Origin of the sequence: Pseudomonas nitroreducens (assembly GCF_010994165.1) — a bacterium.
Taxonomy (GTDB): domain Bacteria; phylum Pseudomonadota; class Gammaproteobacteria; order Pseudomonadales; family Pseudomonadaceae; genus Pseudomonas; species Pseudomonas nitroreducens.
Window position 1 is genome coordinate 359,409 of record NZ_WMBX01000005.1, and the last position, 15,484, is coordinate 374,892.

The following is a 15,484-nucleotide window of genomic DNA, read 5'->3' on the forward strand; positions in this document are numbered from 1 at the left end:
CTGCAGGAGCGAGCTTGCTTGCGAACCGCTCAGCGCCGAACTCGCCGGGAGCCTCGTTCGCGAGCAAGAACTGGGTGCCCCTCGCTCCTACGAAGAGCAAACGGTCCACAGCCCCGGCGCATTGTTTAGAATGCCCCACGACGACATTCGCCAGGACTCTCGCCGCATGAGCCGCAAAGCCCCGCAGGAAGCACCCGCCAACGCCGAAGCGCAGTTCCTCGGCACCCGCATCCGCGGCCTGCGCAAGCGGCGCGGCATGACCCTGGCGGCGCTGGCCGAGCAGAGCGGGCTCACCGCCGGCTACATCAGCCAGCTGGAGCGCAACCTGGCGTATCCGTCGATCCCGGCGCTGTTCAATATCGCCCGCAGCCTGGGCGTGACCATCCAGTGGTTCTTCGCCAGCGAAGTGCAGGTCGACCCGGCCGACGCCGGCTACGTGGTGCGGCGCAATGCCCGTACCAGCGTGCATTACGAGGATGGCATCGTCGACGAACTGCTCAGCCCGCAACCCAGCCGCCAGCTGGAGATCCTCCACTCGAAGTTCCCGCCCGGCACCTACAGCCAGCAGAGCTACAGCCATGAAGGCGAAGAAGCCGGCTACCTGCTCAGCGGCACGTTCGAGCTATGGGTGGGCGAGCGCTATTTCCTGCTCAATGAGGGCGACAGCTTCAGCTACTCCAGCCAGGAGCCGCATCGCTATGGCAATCCGGGTGACGTGGACGCGGTGGTGCTGTGGGTGATTACCCCGCCGACGTTCTGATCAGTCGCCCCAGCCCATCCAGCAACCGCCCGAGCGCGCCCTGGTTGGCTTTCATCACGCCACGCCCGGCCTCGGCCATGCGCTCGGCGCTTGCCGGCTCGTCCCACAGAGCGGCCACGGCCACTGCCAGCGAAGGTGCATCGGCCACCTCGCGCAGCGCCCCAACCTCGCGCAATTGCGCAGCGATTTCCAGGAAGTTGAACAGGTGCGGGCCCGACAACACCGGCTTGCCCAGCGCCGCCGGCTCCAGCAGGTTGTGCCCGCCATTGGGCACCAGGCTGCCACCGACGAAGGCGACGTCGGCCAGCGCATAGAGGAACAGCAGTTCGCCCATGGTATCGCCCAGCAGCACCCGGGTGTCCGCCGTGACCAGCTCGCCGGTGGAGCGACGCTGGGTACGGAAGCCTTCACGCTGGCACAATTCGAACATCGGGCCGAAGCGCTCCGGGTGGCGCGGCACCAGAAGCAGCAAGGCGTCCGGATGTTTTTCCAGCAGTTGGTGGTGCGCCGCCAGGATGATTTCGTCTTCGCCGACATGGGTGCTGGCAGCGATCCAGATCGGCCGCTGCTGTGCTTGCCATTGGGCGCGCAGATCACCGGCGCGGACCAGTAGTTCAGGGTCGATGGCCAGGTCGAACTTGATCGAGCCGGTGACGCTCACGCAGTCCGGGCGCGCGCCGAGCCGGCGGAAGCGCTCGGCTTCGGCCTCGGTCTGCACGGCGATCCAGCTCATCTCTTCGAGCATCGGCCGGGTCAGCCCGGCGAAACGCGCGTAGCCACGCGCCGAGCGCTCGGACAGCCGCGCATTGGCCAGCGCCACCGGAATACCGCGCTTGGCACACTGGTGGATATGGTTGGGCCACAGCTCGGTCTCCATGATCACGCCCAGCACCGGCCGTGCGCGGTCGAGGAAGCGCGCCGCCGCCCAGGGCAGGTCGTACGGCAGGTAGCAGTGCTGCACCTGGTCGCCGAACAGCGCGCGGATGCGCTCGGAGCCGGTGGGCGTCATGCAGGTGACGGTGATCGGCAGGCCGGGATGACGTTGCATCAGCGCTCGGATCATCGGCGCGGCGGCGATGCTCTCGCCCACCGATACCGCATGCACCCAGATGCCGCCAGGCTTGAGCGCCGGCAGTCCGAGGGCGAAGCGCTCGCCAACGCGCTGGGCATAGGCCGGGGCCTTGCGCGAGCGCAGGAACAGGCGCAGCGCAACCAGCGGCAGGCCCAGGTGGAACAGCAGGGTATAGAGGGTCCGGTTCATGGCGGCGGAGAGTAGCAAATTAGCGGGCTTGGCGGCCGGACAATCCTGCATGGTGCATCGCTCCCACGAAGAGCAGGTCACACCGGCGCGGCGAGATGCTCCGCAAAGCACTCGCCCAGCCAGTTCGCCGCCGGCCCCAGCGGCTCGTCGCGGCGCCAGACCAACTCCACCACCAGCGGCGGCGGCGTCCAGTCGCTGGCGAGCTCGACCAGCAACGGCTGGTAGGCGGGGTACTGCGCCACATGGGTCGGCAGCCAGGCCCAGCCGAGGTCGCGCATCAGCAGTTCGGCCATGGCGTAGAAGCTGTCGGCGCGCCACACCAGCGGGCTGATCTGCTCGCCGCCGGGGTAGTGGCTGTCCTGCGGGGCCATCAGTAACTGGCGATGCCGAGCCAGCTCGCGACGGTCAGCATAGTCGAGCTTCGCCAGATCATGCCCGGCGCCACACACGGTGACCATCTCGATGGTGCCCAGGCGCTGCCGCTCGAGTTCCTGCGGCATACCCTCGTGATGGAACAGCAGACCAAGGTCCGCGCGGCGCTCCAGCAGCTTGCGCGCCACGTCGCCCTGGGCGCTGCTGGAAAGCTGCACCTCCACCGCGGGGAACTCCTGCGCCAGCGCCTGCAGCCCGGAGAGCACCGGTTGATAAGGCATCGCTTCATCCTGCGCCAATCGCAACAAGGGCTCGGTGCCGCGCACCAGCGACAGCGCGCGGCTCTCCAGCCGCTCGCACTGGCGCAGCACTTCGCGCGCCTCGTCCAGCAGCGCACGCCCTTCGACGGTCAGCACCGGCTGGCGGCCGCTGCTGCGCTCGAACAGGGTCACACCCAGGTCGCTTTCCAGCAGCGCGATGGAAGAACTCACGGCAGACTGCACCCGCTTGAGCTGCCGCGCGGCAGCGGAAAACGACGACTGATCGGCGACGCTGACGAACAGGCGCAACTGGTCCAGGTTCCACTGCATGGTCTATCTCCAGAACCCATCTCCAACTCAGATAGGTAATGACTTTATCCCATCAGCCACGGGACTAGAATGGCCGACAGAATCGAACGTCAGCTGCGTGTCGCTCACAACGAGCGGCGTGTCGTTCCGGGGAGCACCCACCATGCCCGGCTATCTCTACCTCGCCATCGCCATCGTCGCCGAAGTCATCGCCACCGCCTCACTCAAATCGGTGAAGGGCCTGTCCACGCCTCTGCCGCTGGTACTGGTGATCGTCGGCTACGCCATTTCCTTCTGGATGCTCACCCTGGTGGTCCGCAGCATCCCGGTGGGCATCGCCTACGCTATCTGGGCCGGGCTGGGCATCGTGCTGGTCAGCATTGCAGCCCTGGTGCTCTACCAACAGAAGCTCGATACCGCCGCGCTGCTCGGCATGGGCCTGATCGTCAGTGGGGTGGTGGTGATCCAACTGTTTTCCGGTAACGCCGGTCACTGACGTGGCATCGGCGCGCGGCCTGCCGCCGCGCGCCATCGGGTTATACTGCGCGCCTTGTTTTCCCTTCGAGGCGCTTTCATGTCCGAATCCCTGAGCACCGACATCCTCATCGTCGGCGGCGGCATCGCCGGTCTCTGGCTCAACGCTCGCCTGCGTCGCGCCGGCTTTTCCACCGTGCTGGTGGAGAACAGCGCGCTGGGCGGCGTGCAGAGCATGCGCTCGCAGGGGATCATCCATGGCGGCACCAAGTACGCGCTGCACGGCGCGCTGACCGGCGCCTCGGAAGCCATCGCCGACATGCCCGCGCTGTGGCGCGACTGCCTGGCCGGGACCGGCGAAGTGGACCTGCGCGGCGTACGCGTGCTGTCCGACGCCCACTACCTGTGGTCACCGGGCGGCCTGGCCGGTAATCTCACCAGCTTCTTCGCCAGCAAGGCGGTGCGCAGCCGCGTCACCCAGGTGAAGGGCAGCGATCTGCCGCCCGCCCTGCAGGACAAGGCCTTCAAGGGCAAGGCCTACCGTCTCACCGAACTGGTGCTGGACGTGCCGAGCCTGATCGCCCGCCTCGCCGAACTGGCCGGAGACAGCCTGCTGGCCGGCGAACACATCGAAGCCCTGCGCGAAGGCGGCCAACTGGCCGGCCTGCGCGTGGACGGCCGCGATATCCGCGCCCAGCGCGTGGTGCTCAGCGCCGGCGCCGGCAACGAGGCGCTGCTGCGCGAGCTGGGCCTGGAGCGCCCGGAAATGCAGCGCCGCCCGCTGCACATGGTGCTGGTCACCGCACCGACCCTGAAACCGCTCTACGCCCACTGCCTCGGCGGCGGGCCGAAGCCACGAGTCACCGTCACCACCCACCCGCTGAGCAATGGCGACTGGGTCTGGTACCTGGGAGGCGACATCGCCGAAGCCGGCGGTGTCGCGCGCAGCGAAGCCGAGCAGATCACCGAGGCGCAGCGCGAGCTGCACAAGCTGGTCCCGTGGATCGACCTTTCCACCGCGCGCTGGGCCACCTTGCGGGTGGACCGCGCGGAGCCTTCGCAGAACAACCTGCTGCGTCCGGACAGCGCCTTCCTCGCGGAGGACGGCGCATTGCTGGTCGGCTGGCCGACCAAGCTGGCCCTGGCGCCGAACTTCGCCGATCGCGTAGTGGAGTCCCTGGAGAAGAGCGGCGTCCGCCCGCAAGCCAGCGCCGCCCTGCCCAACCTGCCGCGCCCGGCCATGGCCAGCCCGGTGTGGGAGGAACTGTTCGGATGAAGACCCTGCATCACCTGCACCGCCCGCTGGGCAGCACCGGCCTGAACGTCTCGCCGCTGGGCCTGGGCACCGTTAAGCTCGGCCGCGACCAGGGCGTGAAATATCCCGCGGGCTTTCGCATCCCCGATGACCGCGAGGCTGCCGACCTGATCGCCCTGGCCCGCGATCTGGGCATCAACCTGATCGACACCGCACCGGCCTATGGCCGCAGCGAAGAACGCCTCGGCCCGCTGCTGCGCGGCCAGCGCGATCAGTGGGTGATCGTCAGCAAGACCGGCGAGGAATTCGTCAGCGGCCAGTCGCAGTTCGACTTCAGCGCCGCCCACACGCGCCGCTCGGTAGAGCGCAGCCTCCAGCGCCTGGAGACCGACTACATCGACCTGGTGCTGGTGCACTCCGACGGCAACGACCTGGACATCCTGCGCGGCACCGAGGTCTACGCAACCTTGGAACAGCTGAAGGACGAAGGGCTGATCCGCGGCTTCGGTTTCTCCGGCAAGACCGCCGACGGCGGCCTCTTGGCCCTGGAGCGCGGCGACTGCGCCATGGTCACCTACAACCTCGACGAACAGGCGGAAAAGCTGGTGATCGACCATGCCCTGGCCCAGGGTCGCGGCATCCTGATCAAGAAGGCCCTGGCCAGCGGCCACGCCACCCTGGCGCCGGGTGTCGATCCGGTGCGCGCCAGCTTCGAGCTGGTGCTGGGCCATCCGGGCGTCGCCAGCGCCATTGTCGGCACCATCAATCCGTTGCACTTGGCGCACAACGTCAGCATCGCCGCCGAGGTGCTCGACCACTGATCGGCAGACGCCGTACGGTCATGTGGATTGCGTATTCCTGTGCCATGCTCCAACTCCCCCGGCGAAAACCGTGGGCACAGAAACTGTCGCCAGCCAGCTATTCCCCTGCAAAAATCTCGGAATCATCAAGACTTTCAGGGAAAAATCCGGAAATCTTTTTGATTTTCGATGACGCCAGAATCGGTGTCAGGCTGTCTAGTTTGTAGCGACCCGGTAAAGAATGATCGGCCGGTCCGTCTCCCGCAGACGGTCAGCGTTGGCGTCGGCGTCGCCTTTGAAAAGGACGCGCCCGGCGCAACCCGGCGCCCTGTACGAGAAGGAACCCCCACATGCCCCGTACGCTCGCCCGCAAGGACCCGACCGCCTTCAAGACCCTGCCGCTGCTGGTGGAAGCCAGCCCGGAAGGTCTCGCCTACCAGACCCTCGGCAAGCCCCTGAACTTTGCCCAGGTCCTGGAGAAACGCCGCCCCATCGAGATTGCCGAAACCGAACGCTTTACCACCGAACTGGCCAATCTCGGCGTGTCGGTGCGACTGACCTTGAACTACCAGGGCCGCGATCACTGGATCCTGGTGCGCCAGCGCCGCCTCGACCGCGGCGACACGGTGCTCAAGCTGATTTCCGGCTACGTGCCGGCCCACGAACTGAACCTGCCGCTGCTCACCGCGATCCAGGAAGTGGCCGAGGAATGCCTGGTGGAAACCGCAGACGGCTGGCTCGGCGGGCGCTTCGGCGACACCTGGCTGCCAACGCCCTACGAGGGCATCCTGCGCTACCGCGAAACCAGCCACTTCTCGCTCACCCCGCTGTCCGGCGCCTCGCGCCCGGTACAGGCCGGCGCGCTGCGCCTGCTGGAGCGCCCGCAAGCCTACGTGCACCTGCCGACGGCCTCCCTGCAGCTGGTCTACGACTTGCGCATGGAGCTGCCCAAGGACGCCCGCGAGGTCAGTCTGTTCCATGTCGACGAAAAACTCGAAAGCGGCCCGCTGGTGGCCCGCCTGGACCGCCGTCGTCCGGACCTCTACCTGTTGCCGCTGGAACACGGCCGCCCCACTGGCGAACTCTTCACCCTGAGCAAGGGCGAACTGTGCAAGGCGAGTACCCGCGGCCTCTGGCTATCGGAAAGCTTCGCCGAACAGGAAGGTTGGCTGGTGCGCGAAGAGCGCATCCGTTTCCGCGAATGGATGGAGCAGTGGCCGCCCGCCGCCGGCAATGCCGGCAGCGGGCGACGCACGGCCTGAGGCCGTAACCTGATTCGCCCTGCCTGACGGTAGGGCGACGTCTGTAGGAGCGAGCTTGCTCGCGAACCATGTCAGGCGGGTACGCCGGCGTTGAGCAGTTCGCGAGCAAGCTCGCTCCTACAACAGCTTCACTTCAATTGACTGGAACTCTTGCCCAGCAAGCGCCGCGCCACGATCAGCAACTGGATCTGCTGGGTGCCCTCGAAGATGTCGAGGATCTTCGAATCCCGCGCCCACTTCTCCAACAGCTCCTCTTCCCCGTAACCCAACGCCCCCGCCAGTTCGACGCATTTCAGCGTCACCTCGTTGGCCACCCGCCCGGCCTTGGCCTTGGCGATGGAAGCCTCCTTGGAATTGGGCAGGCGGTTGTCGGCCATCCACGCCGCCTTCAGGGTCAGCAGGCGCGCGGCTTCCCATTCAGCTTCCAGGCGATAGAGGGTGGCTTCGGCATGGCTGGCGATCAGCAGCGGCTGGCGAAAGTCGAAGCGACAACCCGCCTTCTTCAGTAGCTCGCGAGTACGGTCCAGCGAGGCCTTCGCCACGCCGATGGCCATGGCGGCCACCAATGGCCGGGTGTTGTCGAAGGTTTCCATTACCCCGGCAAAGCCTTTCTGCACATCGATCTCGGCATTGCCCAGCAGGTTAGCCGCCGGCACGCGGCAATCGGTGAAGCTGATGGAGGCGGTATCCGACGCCTTGATCCCGAGTTTCTTCTCCAGCCGGGTGACGGTCATGCCCGGCGTGCCCTTCTCCACCACAAAGGACTTGATCGCCGCGCGGCCGAGGCTCTTGTCCAGGGTCGCCCACACCACCACCGCATCGGCGCGGGCGCCGGAGGTGACGAAGATCTTCTCGCCGTTGAGCAGGTAGTGATCGCCATCGCGGGTTGCGGTCGTGCGGATTGCTGCCGAGTCCGAGCCGCAGCCCGGCTCGGTGATCGCCATGGCCGCCCAGGTACCGGAGAAGCGCTTGAGCTGCTCCTCATTGGCCACCGCGGCGATAGCGGCGTTGCCCAGGCCCTGGCGCGGCATGGCCAGCAGCAGGCCGGTATCGCCCCAGCACATTTCCATCACGCCCAGGCAGGCGGAGAGGTTGCCGCCGTTCTTCACGCCCTCCTCCGCGCCGGCCTTGCGCTTGCTGGCCGAGGTGGCGCCGACGGCGTCCGGCGAACCGGCGTTCATGCCGTCCAGCAGCGCCGCCAGCAGGTCCAGTTCCTTGGGATAGGCGTGTTCGGCCTTGTCGTACTTGCGTGAAATCGGCCGCAGGTAGTTCTCGGCGACCTGACGGGCCTGGTTCTGCAAGGTGCGGAATTTCTTCGGTGTCTCGAGGTACATGCAAGGCTCCTAAGCGGAGCTCATCGCGTTGCGAGCGAAGCGCAGCCAAGGCGGAAACGGACGAGGAAGCGGAGTCTACAGTTGTAAATGAGCATTCCGAGTTCGTTTCCAACGCCGGCTGGGCGAGCACAGCAGCGATGAGCCCGCGTTACAGGTGTAGGCCGCCGACCATCAAACTGACGGCGCGCAGGTCGCGGTACCAGCGCTCGGCCGGGTGTTCCTGGGTGAAACCGTGGCCGCCGAGCAGTTGCACCGCGTCGGTGCCGATCTTCATCGCCTTCTCGGCGCAGAGCAGCTTCGCGAGATAGGCCTCTCGGTGGAACGCCTGGCCACGTTCGGCCAGCGCGCACGCGCGCCAGACCATCAGGCGCATGGCGTCCAGTTCGACGGCAATATCCGCGACCATGAAGGCCACACCCTGACGGTGGCTGATCGGCTCGCCGAAGGCTTCGCGCTCGTTGCAGTAGGTGATCACGTAGTCCAGCGCGGCCTGCGCGGTACCCACGGCCAGCGCACACCAGGCCAGCGCGGTGTGATCGAGGAAGGATTGATAGTCGAAGCGCTCGGCTGCCAACCGCTGTTCGGCCGGGACTCTCACCCCCTTGAAGCGAACCCGCGCGGTGCCGGTGGCTTTCAGCCCCATCGCCGGCTCGGCACGCACTTCGACGCCCTTGGCACGGGTATCGACGAGGAACAGCGCCGGGCCGTCGCCGGCATCCGCGGCGACGATCAGCTTCTGCGCATCCACGCCGCGCACCACCAGGCACTTCTCGCCGGATAGCGTGTAGCTCGAACCGCGCTTGCGGGCCCTGGTGGACAGGCGCTGTGGATCAGCCAGCAACTGCGGCTCGTTCACCGCGATGGCGATCAGCGGCGCGGCCTCTTCAGCGACAAAGGCCGGCAGCCAGCGCGCCTGCTGTTCGGGCGAGGCCCAGCGGCGAATACAGTTGGCCGCCGACAAGGGTACCAGCAGCGCGGCAGCCAGACTCAGGTCGCCGCGGGCGAGGGATTCGGCGATCAGCGCGTTGGTCACCACGGTGCGTTCGCCGGCCATGCCGCCATGCACTTCGCTGACGCCATAGTGGGTCAGCCCCAGCTCCTGCGCCTGGGCCAGCAGTTCGAGACTGAGATGGGCCCTGGCGTCGGCCTCATGGGCGGCCGGGCGAAGCACTTCGGCGGCGAAGCCTTCGAGCATCTCCACCAACATCTGCTGCTCGTCGGACAGGGACAGGTCGAACAGCCCATCGGGATCGGCCTTGCGTGGGGTCTTGGGCTGCTTGGCGGCGCGCTCGCTGGCCAACCGAAAACCGGTGCGGCTGCCGCTGTAGAGCAGTCTTTCGAAAGGCTTGCGCAGCTTCAGTCGGTCCGGCCAGTCGGCCTGGGCGACACGGTTCAGCACGGCCAGGGCGCGGCCCTGCACGTCGGTGGTCATGGCATCTCGCTCCGCAGAGGGTGGATGCCCCGATCATGCGCTGCAAAATGCCGCAGGGACCATGACCGCTTTGCCGTTGGTCGCTGGCAGAGCGGTCAGTGCATGGGGCACAAACAAAAAGGGCGCTACCCGGTAGCGCCCTTTCTGGGGAGGGGAGGATCAGCCCTGGTGACGAATCTTCTCGACGATGGCGGTGGTGGAGCTGTTTTCCACCAGGCCCAGCACGCGGACTTCGCCGCCGTAGGCCTTGACGATGTCGGCACCCACGACCTGATCGACGCCATAGTCGCCGCCTTTCACCAGCACGTCCGGGCGGACTTCGCTGAGCAGGCGCTCGGGGGTGTCTTCGGCGAAGCTGACGACCCAGTCCACCGCGCCGAGGCCGGCGAGCACGGCCATGCGGCGGTCGACGCTGTTGATCGGGCGGCCAGGGCCTTTCAGGCGGGTCACCGAGCCGTCGTCGTTGACCCCGACGATCAGGCGGTCGCCCTGGGCGCGCGCCTGCTCCAGGTAGGTCACGTGGCCGGCGTGGAGGATGTCGAAGCAGCCGTTGGTGAAGACGATCTTCTCGCCGTGGGCGCGGGCGTCCTCGATGGCCAGCAGCAGTTGGTCGAGGCTCAGTACGCCCCGCTCGGAGCCCTGCTCGCGCTGCACGGCGCGACGCAGTTCCGGGGCGCTGATGGCGGCGGTGCCGAGCTTGCCGACGACGATGCCGGCGGCGAGATTGGCCAGGGCCACGGCCTGCGGCAGGTCCTCGCCAGCAGCGATGGCGCCGGCCAGGGTGGAAATCACCGTGTCGCCAGCACCGGTGACGTCGAACACTTCGCGGGCGCGGGCCGGCAGGTGCAGGGCGCTGTGGCCGGGGCGCAGCAGGGTCATGCCGTGTTCGCCACGGGTGACCAGCAGCGCACCGAGCTCCAGCTCGGTCATCAGTTGCTGGCCCTTGGCAACCAGGTCGGCTTCATCGGTGCAGCGACCGACGATGGCTTCGAATTCGGAGAGGTTCGGGGTGATCAGGCTGGCGCCACGGTAGATGGCGAAGTCCTTGCCCTTGGGATCGGCCAGCACCGGGATATTGCGTTTGCGCGCGGCCTGGATCAGTGCCTGGTGGTTCTTCAGCGCGCCCTTGCCGTAGTCGGAGAGCACCAGCACACGGACCTGGTCCAGCAGCGCTTCGACATCGGCGGACAGCGCCACCGCGTCGGTGCGGAAGGCTTCCTCGAAGTCCACGCGCAGCAATTGCTGGTGGCGGCTCATGACCCGCAGCTTGACGATGGTCGGCTGGCCGGCGATGCGCTGGAAGCGGGTGGTCACGCCCACGGCCTGCAGGCTGTCGCTCAGGCTGTCGGCGGCCTCGTCGACACCAGTGACGCCGACCAGGAAGGCCGGTGCGCCGAGGGCGGCAAGGTTCAGCGCGACGTTGGCGGCGCCGCCGGGGCGGTCCTCATGCTGCTCGACCCGCACCACGGGCACCGGCGCCTCGGGCGAGATGCGCGAGGTCGCGCCGTGCCAGTAGCGGTCGAGCATCACGTCGCCGACTACTAGAACGGGGGCCTGATCGAATCGGGGCATGGTCAATTTCATGGGAACTCCGCAGGTCGAAATCGCCGCGGATAATACCATAGCCGCCCGGTGCGACTTGCGCCGGTCAGGGCAGTCTGCGGACCCAGAACAGCTCGTGGCGACGCACCGCCTTGCGGAAGAACTCGTCGTCACCGGTGACCGGCCACTGGCGCCCGGCGAACACACGCTGGATCAGCCGGCGCAGGCGCTTCTTGCCGGTCAGCGGGGTCTGCAGATCGTGCTGCAGGGCCAGGGCCTGGGCTTTGTCGATGCGCGTCGCGGCATCCAGCACCGGGCTCCACAGCGGGTCGGCCGGCAATGCCTCGATACAAGGTGGCAGGGCGATACCGCCATCGGCCGGCCCCATGGGCCAGCGATCGTTATCGTGCAGGTGATTGGCGTAAAGCAGCAGGGTCTGCGGCTGCCAGCTGCTGCGTTCGATGGCCTCCAGGGTCGCGCGGGTAGCGTGCACGTGGTCGGCGTGGGGGTCCAGCTCCGGGTGAGCGGTAAGGATCACCTCAGGGCGGATGTGTTCGATCAGTGTGGTGAGGTCAGCCACCAGGTTGAGCCACGTCGGCGCACCGTCGCTGTCGGCCGGCAGCGCGAACGGATTGAAGCCGCGTACGCTACGGATGTCGGTCTCGCCGGACTCCTTCGAGCCGAACGCCTGGCTCGGCTCGGCAGCCATGGCCGGCAGTTGCAGGCAGTAGTAGCCCAGTTGCACGCAACGCTCGGCCGGCACGCCCCCCCAGAGCGGCGCAGCAATGCTGTCCCAGGTGCGCAGACGGCCCTTGAGTCTGGCAGCCTCGGCCTTGCCCAGCCCGAGACGCTGGTAGTGTTCGGCCTCGATCTCACCCTGGGTCAGGGTGACGATCCAGGCTTCCGGGCAACGGCTGTACTGGCCGAAGGCAGCCAGTTCGGCGTCATCGGCGTGAGGGGCGATGATCAGCAGGCGCTGCCGGGCGTAATCGGGGTTGTCGAAGGCATGCAGCACGCCCTGCTGCGCCAGCCGGCAATGGCGGCTGCGGATGCGCAGGTGCCCGGCACGCAATGCTGCGCCCTGGCCGGAGAGGTTGATGTAGCGCTTGCCGCTGACACCCCGTTCGAAGTCCTGGCGGTCGTTCTCGACGCCCTCGATCAACACCTGCGGATCGAGCCAGCGGCCGAGCAGCGAGGCTTTCACCTCGATCTCCAGCACCAGGGTCTCTTCCCGCTCCGGCAACGCGCCGGTGGCAACGTGCAAGCCGTGCGGACCCAGGGAGACCGGCAGCGCGACGGAGCCTTCGGGGAAGTCGTAGCGGTAGTCGTCGCGCGGCGAGTAGAACAGGTGATCGGCGAACCACGCCTCGTGGGCGACCCAGCCGAGCAACACGGCCAGCGGCACACTCCACCAGGGCGCGAAGATACCCAGCAGGATCAGCGCCAGCAGGGCGACGAGCAGAACCACACGCTTCTTGCGGCGGTGCTGTTTGAGCAGGTGCTGTTTGCGGGCGGTCACGCGGGGATCTCTCTCAAGGCAAATGGTGGACGAGGTCCGCTCAAACGGTGAGGCTTGAGGTTCGGGTTCTCCCCTGTCCCTGAAGGACGAGGGGCCTTCAGACCTGGAACACCGGCACGCGGCGGCACCAGCGGTCCTTGTACTCGCGGTCGGCGCGGCCGAAGGAGTAGCGCAGCGGCTTGCCCAGCGCTTCGGCTTCGGCCCAGGCCTGCTGGGTATTGACGAAGCTGAGCACGCTGCCGGGGCTGAACTCGCGGTTCTCCGGCGCCACGCCGCCATTGATGTATTCGACGCTGATCCATTTCGGCGCCTCGACCCTGTAAAGAATCTGGATCGCCACCGGCTCGCCGTCCAGGCGCACCAGCGAACCACGCATGAACTCACGCATCAGGCCGAATACCTCGGCCAACCGTGCCTTGCCCGGTACCTCGAACTCCCAGCGGCGCTGGAACAGGTCGGCATAGATGCTCGCCTGCTCCTCGGGGCTCAGCTCGCTCATCGGCTGCAGCACGCCGCCCGCCTCTTCCAGCAAACGCTGTTCGCGGCGCTGGTTGTAGCGGAATTTCTTCGAGAAATCCGCTGGCGCGCGATTCATCGCCAGCTGCTCGGGTTGCTCACGGGCGTCGCTGACCTGCTCGCGGTTCAGCTCCGAGAGATAGCGCACCTGATGGCGCAACTCGATGCGCGCGCCCTCGGCGATCGGCAGGATGATCTCGGCGTTGCCCAGGTCGAACAGCGCCTTCTTGCCTTCGCGCTTGAGCACGTCCTTGGACAAGGCCAGGTTGCGCCCCCACGTGGGCACGGCGGCGCGTAGTTCGTCGCCTTCGAACCAACCGAGGTAGCGCACCGGGATACCGGCCAGGGCGGCGAGACGTTCGACCACGTCCGGATGGGTCGCGACGCTGCCGCCGAAGCGCTGCCAGGCGGCGGCGTAATCGGTGGCGCTGAGGGAGGTCCAGCCGCGCTCGCGGAAGACGCGCAGGCGGTTCAGCATGGACGGCGATTCCCCACTGCCGTCATACCGGTTGCTCGACCGGTGCTTCTTCGGTCCCGTCGACCGGGTCGTCGGCGAACTGACGGGCGTGCAGACGGGCGTAGTAGCCGTTCTGCGCGATCAGCTCGTCGTGGCTGCCGCGCTCGACGATGTGACCCTGGTCCATCACCAGGATCAGGTCCGCCGCCTCGATGGTGCTCAGGCGGTGGGCGATAACCAGGGTGGTGCGACCTTCCATGACCTTCTCCAGGGCGGCCTGGATGTGTCGCTCGGACTCGGTGTCCAGCGCCGAAGTCGCCTCGTCGAGGATCAGCACCGGCGCATCCTTAAGCAAGGCGCGGGCAATTGCCAGGCGCTGGCGCTGACCGCCGGAAAGCATCACGCCGTTCTCGCCGACTTCGGTCTCGAAGCCTTCGGGAAGGCGGTCGATGAACTCGCGGGCAAAGGCGTCCTCGGCGGCCTTCTCCACCGCTTCGCGCGGCTTGCCGGCCAGGTCGCCGTAGGCGATGTTGTTGAGCACGCTGTCGTTGAACAGGTTGACCTGCTGGGTCACCAACGCGATGTGCTTGCGCAGGTTGCGCAGCTTGTAGTCCTCGACGTCCAACCCATCGAGCAGTATCTGCCCGTCGTTGTGGGTATAGAAGCGCGGGATCAGGTTGGCCAGGGTCGATTTTCCGCTGCCAGAGCGCCCCACCAGCGCCACCATCTGGCCCGGCTCGACGCTGAAGTTCAGATCGTTGAGCACCTGCTTCTCAGTGCCGGGGTAGGTGAAGCTGAGGTTCTTCACTTCCAGGCGGCCACTGACGCGATCACGCTCGACGGTACCGTTGTCCACTTCCTGCGGCTGGTCGAGCTGCTCGAAGATGCTCTCCGCGCCGGCCACGCCCTTCTGGATGGTCGAGCTGACTTCCGACAGCTGGCGGATCGGCTTGGGCAACAGGCCGGCCATGGAGATGTAGGCGACCAATTCACCAGCGGTGGCGTCGCCGCGCAGCAGCAACACGAGGTAGAGCAACACGGCCATGGCGCTGTAGATCACCAGCTGCAGCATGGGCGTGTAGACCGCAGAGGTCTTGTTCATGCGCAGGTTTTTCTTGGTGTTCTCGCTGCTCACCTTGAGGAAGCGCTTGCTCTCATAGGGCTCGCCGCCGAAGCTGCGGACCACGCGGTAGCCATGGATGGTTTCCGAGGAGACGTGGGTGACGTCGCCCATGGCCACCTGGATCTTCTTGCTCTGCTTGCGGAACTTGCGACTGGCGCTGGTTACCATGACGGCGATGATCGGCAGGATCGCCAGCATCACCAGGGTCAGCTTCCAGTTCATGTACAGCAGCGAGGCGAACAGAAACACCACGGTCATGCCCTCGCGGATCACCACCTTGATGGCGTCGGTGGCGGCACCGGTGACCATGGTCACGTTGAAGGTGATGCGCGAGATCAGGTGTCCGGAGTTGTGCCGGTCGAAATAGCGGTTGGGCAGCGTCAGCAGGTTGTTGAACAGCTCGACCCGCAGGTCATGCACCAGGCCCAGGGAAACCTTGGCCAGGAAATAGTTGCCCAGGAAGGAGCCGACGCCCTGCCAGACAGCGATCAGCACCACCAGCAGGGGCACCGCGTAGAGCAGCTCCAGGTCGCGCAGCCAGGCCCAGGGGGCGTCAGGGAAGAGCGCGGCGTCCGGGTTGGTCAGGCCGTCGACGAAATACTTGAGGATGCCGGCAAGCATCGGCTGGGTGGCCGCGAAGATCAGGAAGCCGACGATGCTCAGTGCAAACAGACCCGCATACGGGCGCACATAGGAGAGCAGGCGGAAGTAGATCTTGACGCTGGACACCGGCTGGGCGCTCCGGGGAGAATCACTCATGAAGTGCAAGCTGCCTTGTCGTAAGAAGACTGCGGATGATACCACCGCC

At 66.7% G+C, this 15,484-nt stretch carries 13 protein-coding genes; 5 read left to right on the forward strand and 8 right to left on the reverse strand.

All coding sequences use genetic code 11. The annotated features are described in order from the left end of the window. Window positions 1-166: 166 nt before the first annotated feature. Window positions 167-760: a helix-turn-helix domain-containing protein gene (locus tag GJV37_RS23275; protein ID WP_024764293.1), complete on the forward strand. Its 594-nt coding sequence runs from the start codon at window positions 167-169 to the stop codon at window positions 758-760. Here GJV37_RS23275 and waaA read toward each other — a convergent pair. Next, window positions 741-2,021 carry a lipid IV(A) 3-deoxy-D-manno-octulosonic acid transferase gene (gene waaA / locus GJV37_RS23280; protein ID WP_170858971.1) on the reverse strand — a complete coding sequence of 427 codons (1,281 nt, stop codon included), beginning with the start codon at window positions 2,019-2,021 and terminating at the stop codon, window positions 741-743. The two genes, GJV37_RS23275 and waaA, sit on opposite strands and share 20 nt — an antisense overlap. Before the next feature lie 77 nt (window positions 2,022-2,098). After that, window positions 2,099-2,983 (reverse strand): LysR family transcriptional regulator, encoded by an 885-nt coding sequence (locus tag GJV37_RS23285; protein WP_193452974.1) that lies wholly within the window; start codon window positions 2,981-2,983, stop codon window positions 2,099-2,101. Window positions 2,984-3,125: 142 nt separating this feature from the next. Between GJV37_RS23285 and GJV37_RS23290 the strand changes: the two genes are divergently transcribed. From GJV37_RS23290 to GJV37_RS23305, 4 genes are all read left to right on the forward strand, one after another. Next, the gene (locus GJV37_RS23290) at window positions 3,126-3,458 is read left to right on the forward strand and encodes a DMT family transporter (RefSeq protein WP_024764290.1); all 333 of its coding nucleotides are present in this window, start codon (window positions 3,126-3,128) and stop codon (window positions 3,456-3,458) included. Window positions 3,459-3,536: 78 nt separating this feature from the next. Continuing rightward, window positions 3,537-4,712, forward strand: a complete 1,176-nt coding sequence (locus tag GJV37_RS23295; protein ID WP_170858865.1) for an NAD(P)/FAD-dependent oxidoreductase — start codon at window positions 3,537-3,539, stop codon at window positions 4,710-4,712. After that, a complete protein-coding gene (locus GJV37_RS23300; RefSeq protein ID WP_170858864.1) occupies window positions 4,709-5,512 on the forward strand; it encodes an aldo/keto reductase in 804 nt (267 codons plus the stop codon). Before GJV37_RS23295 ends, GJV37_RS23300 begins: the two co-directional genes overlap by 4 nt. A gap of 329 nt (window positions 5,513-5,841) precedes the next feature. Next, window positions 5,842-6,753, forward strand: a complete 912-nt coding sequence (locus tag GJV37_RS23305; protein ID WP_024764287.1) for an NUDIX hydrolase — start codon at window positions 5,842-5,844, stop codon at window positions 6,751-6,753. 128 nt (window positions 6,754-6,881) lie between these two features. Here the strand turns inward: GJV37_RS23305 and GJV37_RS23310 are convergent, their stop codons facing one another. The 6 genes from GJV37_RS23310 to msbA all read right to left on the reverse strand — a co-directional run bounded on the left by GJV37_RS23310 (window position 6,882) and on the right by msbA (window position 15,435). Continuing rightward, a complete protein-coding gene (locus tag GJV37_RS23310) occupies window positions 6,882-8,087 on the reverse strand; it encodes an acyl-CoA dehydrogenase family protein (protein ID WP_065085589.1) in 1,206 nt (401 codons plus the stop codon). Between the two features lie 148 nt (window positions 8,088-8,235). Next, window positions 8,236-9,519, reverse strand: a complete 1,284-nt coding sequence (locus GJV37_RS23315) for an acyl-CoA dehydrogenase family protein (RefSeq protein ID WP_193452975.1) — start codon at window positions 9,517-9,519, stop codon at window positions 8,236-8,238. Window positions 9,520-9,678: 159 nt separating this feature from the next. Then, window positions 9,679-11,103: a bifunctional D-glycero-beta-D-manno-heptose-7-phosphate kinase/D-glycero-beta-D-manno-heptose 1-phosphate adenylyltransferase HldE gene (hldE, locus tag GJV37_RS23320; protein ID WP_024764284.1), complete on the reverse strand. Its 1,425-nt coding sequence runs from the start codon at window positions 11,101-11,103 to the stop codon at window positions 9,679-9,681. A gap of 64 nt (window positions 11,104-11,167) precedes the next feature. After that, the gene (locus GJV37_RS23325; RefSeq protein WP_084358642.1) at window positions 11,168-12,580 is read right to left on the reverse strand and encodes a PIG-L deacetylase family protein; all 1,413 of its coding nucleotides are present in this window, start codon (window positions 12,578-12,580) and stop codon (window positions 11,168-11,170) included. Between the two features lie 97 nt (window positions 12,581-12,677). Then, entirely contained in the window at window positions 12,678-13,574 is an 897-nt protein-coding gene (locus GJV37_RS23330) for a GNAT family N-acetyltransferase (protein ID WP_193452976.1), read from the reverse strand. Window positions 13,575-13,596: 22 nt separating this feature from the next. Then, a complete protein-coding gene (gene msbA / locus GJV37_RS23335; RefSeq protein ID WP_170858862.1) occupies window positions 13,597-15,435 on the reverse strand; it encodes a lipid A export permease/ATP-binding protein MsbA in 1,839 nt (612 codons plus the stop codon). Window positions 15,436-15,484: the final 49 nt, after the last annotated feature.